The 3,776-nt window shown below is 64.2% G+C and carries 4 protein-coding genes; 1 reads left to right on the top strand and 3 read right to left on the bottom strand.

The window, feature by feature from the left end; all coding sequences use genetic code 11:
* Positions 1 to 245: 245 nt before the first annotated feature.
* The 3 genes from OCH239_RS21020 to OCH239_RS23980 are packed head-to-tail and all read right to left on the bottom strand — an operon-like array spanning position 246 to position 3,105.
* Positions 246 to 1,898 carry a sulfatase-like hydrolase/transferase gene (locus OCH239_RS21020; protein WP_037267357.1) on the bottom strand — a complete coding sequence of 551 codons (1,653 nt, stop codon included), beginning with the start codon at positions 1,896 to 1,898 and terminating at the stop codon, positions 246 to 248.
* Entirely contained in the window at positions 1,874 to 2,623 is a 750-nt protein-coding gene (locus OCH239_RS21025) for a CDP-alcohol phosphatidyltransferase family protein (RefSeq protein ID WP_051489715.1), read from the bottom strand. Before OCH239_RS21025 ends, OCH239_RS21020 begins: the two co-directional genes overlap by 25 nt.
* A gap of 23 nt (positions 2,624 to 2,646) precedes the next feature.
* Positions 2,647 to 3,105, bottom strand: coding sequence for an endonuclease/exonuclease/phosphatase family protein (locus tag OCH239_RS23980; RefSeq protein WP_425280315.1), 459 nt, complete (start codon positions 3,103 to 3,105; stop codon positions 2,647 to 2,649).
* Positions 3,106 to 3,305: 200 nt separating this feature from the next.
* On the opposite strand from OCH239_RS23980, the gene OCH239_RS21930 reads away from it, so the two are divergent.
* Positions 3,306 to 3,557, top strand: a complete 252-nt coding sequence (locus OCH239_RS21930; protein ID WP_051489717.1) for a hypothetical protein — start codon at positions 3,306 to 3,308, stop codon at positions 3,555 to 3,557.
* Positions 3,558 to 3,776 lie beyond the last annotated feature (219 nt).

A 3,776-nucleotide genomic window follows, 5' to 3' on the forward strand; every position in this document is an offset into this window, starting at 1 on the left:
CACTTTTCCACGCCGGTTCACACCGAAGGACGGCTCGGCCTCGATCAGGGTCTTGAACGGCTCGGCAAAGGCGGTATCGATCCTCGGCGCCGCGACTGAAGGTCCGTCTTGTCATCTCCTGTCTCCAGCGTCTTGGTCAGGATCTTATCTTCGTGTCCATGAAACCGGCAGCAAGAAAAATGCGTTTATCGCTAATACCTTGACTGCTTGATTAGCGTTGCCGAGTGTTGCGCGCTTAAGTGGAATCAGGAGTTGCAGTCTGCGACCGTCGCGTCTCGCGGGCAGAGAGAGGTAAAGGCGTCAAGGATAAGGTTGCGCATGGCGCCCATGGGGCGGACTTCGACGTCGGCGCCGGGACGCAACCCCCGCGACCAATCCCAGTGGGAGATGCGATCCAAGAGGTTCGGCGGTCCGACAACGTGGATCGGGACATCATTGCGGTCGTCTTGAGCAACGAATCCTGCCGCCTGATGGTCTCCGACGATGAACACCAGTGGTGGGGCCCCGGATTGCCGCGCGATGTAGTCGAATACCGCTGTCAGGGCGTAGTCGATCGCCTGGCGGTATTGCTCGCGGACCCGGTCGTGATCGCTCCAAACCTCCTGTGGCGTAGCGCCCGAAGTCGCCATTTCATCGAAGATGTGCCCGTCTCCTATGTCGGCCCACGGCACCATGCGGGGCACGGGCACCCACGGGGCGTGCGAGCTTCCGGTCGCGACCTGAACGAAAAGCGGGCGATCCTGCGAGCCGTCCCGCAATTTCCGGTCCAGCGCCGAATAGGTGTATTGATCGGGCATGGTCACCCAGTTGAAGGGCTCTCCCTCGTAGCCGAGGTCTTTCGCGGCCAGCACGGTGTCGAACCCCATGCGTGACGCTTCCGGCCAGTCGAGCGTGATCTGCGGCATGACGGCGGCGGTCCGGAATCCGGAGCGCGCGGCGATATGGAAGAGCGTCTCGCGCGGACTGGCTAGGATCGCTCCGTAGCTGGTCTGGTTCTCGACGCGGATGCCGTTGGCGAAGGTCGCGTGCGAGAGCCAACTCTGGCCTCCACGGGTCGGGGCATCCAGCCAACCGGAGCGCATCGCGAAGCCGAGGTCCGAAAGCTTGGCTTCGGCTTCGCGCAGGGTCGCCAGGTGTGTCGGGGTGCAAAGGCCGGTGTCGAAACTCGCGCGTCCGTAACTCTCGACGAAGATGACGAAGACGTCCCGGTCTATCGCGTCGAGCAGATCGCCGCGGTCGGCGTAGGGGTCTTCTGCCGCGCGCCGTGCGAAGTCGCGCAGGGCCGTGAATGTCTGCGTGGCCAGATTGATCTGCTCGGTCGCGATTCTCGTCGTCGTTGCGGACCCCGGAAGCGCGGAAGGCAGTCCCGGCTGCCCGCTGGCCTTGGCAACCACGATCATCGCAAAGCCGAACGCTGCGGCTGCAGCTCCTGCGCCGCCCATGCGTCCGGGGGTGGTGCGTACCCATACTCCGGTCGCCCAGAAAGCGGCCGCCGCGCTCAGCACGACGACCGTGCCGGCTCCGAGCACCCCCAGAGCGGCCGGAAAAGGTCCGATCGAGCTCGCCAGAAGCCGTAGTCCGGCAGACACGAGGGGCATGTCCGCAACGGCGTTGAACGGCCGCGCGAGCGCCAGTGACATGGCGATGTCGGCGACCTTGAGGACCGCCAGAAGCACGAGGAGCGCAACGAGACTTATTCGAAAGACGGTCCCAAGGCGCCCCCGGGACAGCGCCAGCAGGGCGAGCAGAATGACCGGAAGCTCGAGCGGGAAATTTGTCAGAGCCGCCCAGGTGAGCGCGTCGGGCCGGTTCGGCGGGATTAGAAGCACGTGCAGCACGAGTGCCGAGACAGCCAAGCGCAGCAGCGTCACGGTCACGCGCGCCTCCGCCGCAGCCATTGGATGTCTCGCCCAAATGACAGCGCAAGCGAGACGAGTGCCACCGCCACCAGCGTCTGACCGACAGAGGCCGGGAGGAACGGCACCTGGATCGCAATCAGTGTTGCGATCTGAAACACGCAGACCGCCTTGCGAGACAAACGATCCGGCAGGTCGCCTCGCAGCCGTGGCAGCACAAGCATGGCGAACCCGAACGCGTAGCGCGGCACACCCAGCAAAAGCGCCACAGCCCCGAATTCTGGGGCCTGCGACGCGTGGATGGCGAGCACGAGGGCGAGAGCGCTGTCGGCCTCCATATCGAACCGCGCACCGAACCGCGACGTCATGTTCTGGCGTCGTGCAATCCAGCCATCGACGCCGTCGAGGGAGAGTGCCAGCGCTGCGAGGGCCACAAACGTCCAGGTCCCGTCGGGTCTTGCGGCAAGACAGGCGACCAAAACCGAGACGACGAGCAGGCGGACGAGCGTCACAACATTCGCAATCCCGAGCCGGTCATGCGGCGCGTCGCGGAGAAGCGCACAGCAAGCGATTATGCTTCCGGCTGCCAGGAAGCCCAGACCTGCGATCACTGCCTCTGCTTCGCGGCCCGTGATCGCGACGATTGTGGCCACCATCGGCAACGAGCCCAAAACGGCCACGATCGCGAGAGCCGCGCCGGGCGAGGCAGGCCCAAGCCTGCTTTTCGATCGGTTTTCACCCTCATGCGCGATAAACGACATTTCCATGACATAGCCGCACCCGCATGGCGTCAAGCGCTATGCGACGGCGCGTCGCGCTGTCCGATCCGGGCCGCCCGATGGGACGATGATCCGTGCTCTCGCGAATACCCGGACCGACGAGCACCCTCGGCAAGGATCCAGTCGAGCGGAAGAGGCGGCCTACGTGCCGCAAACCTTGCGCTCCACCGGGCACGAGTCCTCTTGCCGACGATACGCGGAGAAATCGCCAACTCTACCGGGTGTCGTTCATTCAGATCGCCGCACAGCACGACGGGATACGGTGCGCGGCGCTTCAGTTGTTGGCCGATCGTCCCCCTCCAAGCTCGCGCAAGGCTTGCGACGGTGTCAGGTGCGTGCCGATGAGGCGGAGCGCGACGTCCTTGCGGCGGGGATCGACAGGAACCGCGCCGCGATGAAATTGCCCGGGCAGATCGAATGCGGATAAGCTCGTTCAAGCCTGGACTTCGACACACACGTTCTCGCACCATCGTGCATCTGAGACCAAGGCAGCGGGTCCCGCAACGTTCTCTGTGAGTTCAGGCCGCGCGTCGTTGCGCCGAATTGTTGCGATCACCTTCGCGCAAGTACCTGCGTCACGGGTTTTACTCCGCAGATCCTTGCTCCGGTTCCTTCACGCGGGCTGTTGCGAGTTCGGCAGACGCCAACCGCAAACAGAAAGGAGATCCGAATGAAGCTGCTTGCGCTCGCCGTCACCGTCGCGGCGCTTCCCACGCTGACCGAGGCGCAGGACCTGATCACGCGGAATCGCGTGGGGCTCGCCGAGGCGCCGAATACCCTGACGTTCCGGCTGACCGCATACGATCTCTATACGACAGATCCCGAGACGAAAGCCGCGTTCGAGAATCTCTACCGCGATTTCATCACGGCGCGGCCAGACTGGAAGATCGAAACCCAGCTTCAGACGTCGAATATTGGCTAGGAGCAGGCGCGCCTCCTGCAACAGTCGCGGGCCGGCCGCGGTCCGGACTGTGCGATGATCGACAGCAGCCAGGTTGCGGTCTTCAAGGAGGCGGGTGTCCTGCAGCCGATGAACGCCGTCTTTTCCGAGAACGAGGTGGCCGATCTCTTCCCGTTCGTGCGCGAGGCGGTGACCGACGCAAAGGGCAACGTGCTGGCTTGGTGGTGGTTCACGGATCTG

The sequence above is a fragment of the Roseivivax halodurans JCM 10272 genome (assembly GCF_000521785.1).
Classification (GTDB): Bacteria; Pseudomonadota; Alphaproteobacteria; order Rhodobacterales; family Rhodobacteraceae; genus Roseivivax; species Roseivivax halodurans.

Bases quoted from the DNA above. Each gene is read 5' to 3' on its own strand.
- OCH239_RS21020 (WP_037267357.1), bottom strand. From the start codon at position 1,898: ATGGCTGCGGCGGAGGCGCGCGTGACCGTGACGCTGCTGCGCTTGGCT.
- OCH239_RS21025 (WP_051489715.1), bottom strand. From the start codon at position 2,623: ATGGAAATGTCGTTTATCGCGCATGAGGGTGAAAACCGATCGAAAAGC.
- OCH239_RS23980 (WP_425280315.1), bottom strand. From the start codon at position 3,105: ATGGTGCGAGAACGTGTGTGTCGAAGTCCAGGCTTGAACGAGCTTATC.
- OCH239_RS21930 (WP_051489717.1), top strand. From the start codon at position 3,306: ATGAAGCTGCTTGCGCTCGCCGTCACCGTCGCGGCGCTTCCCACGCTG.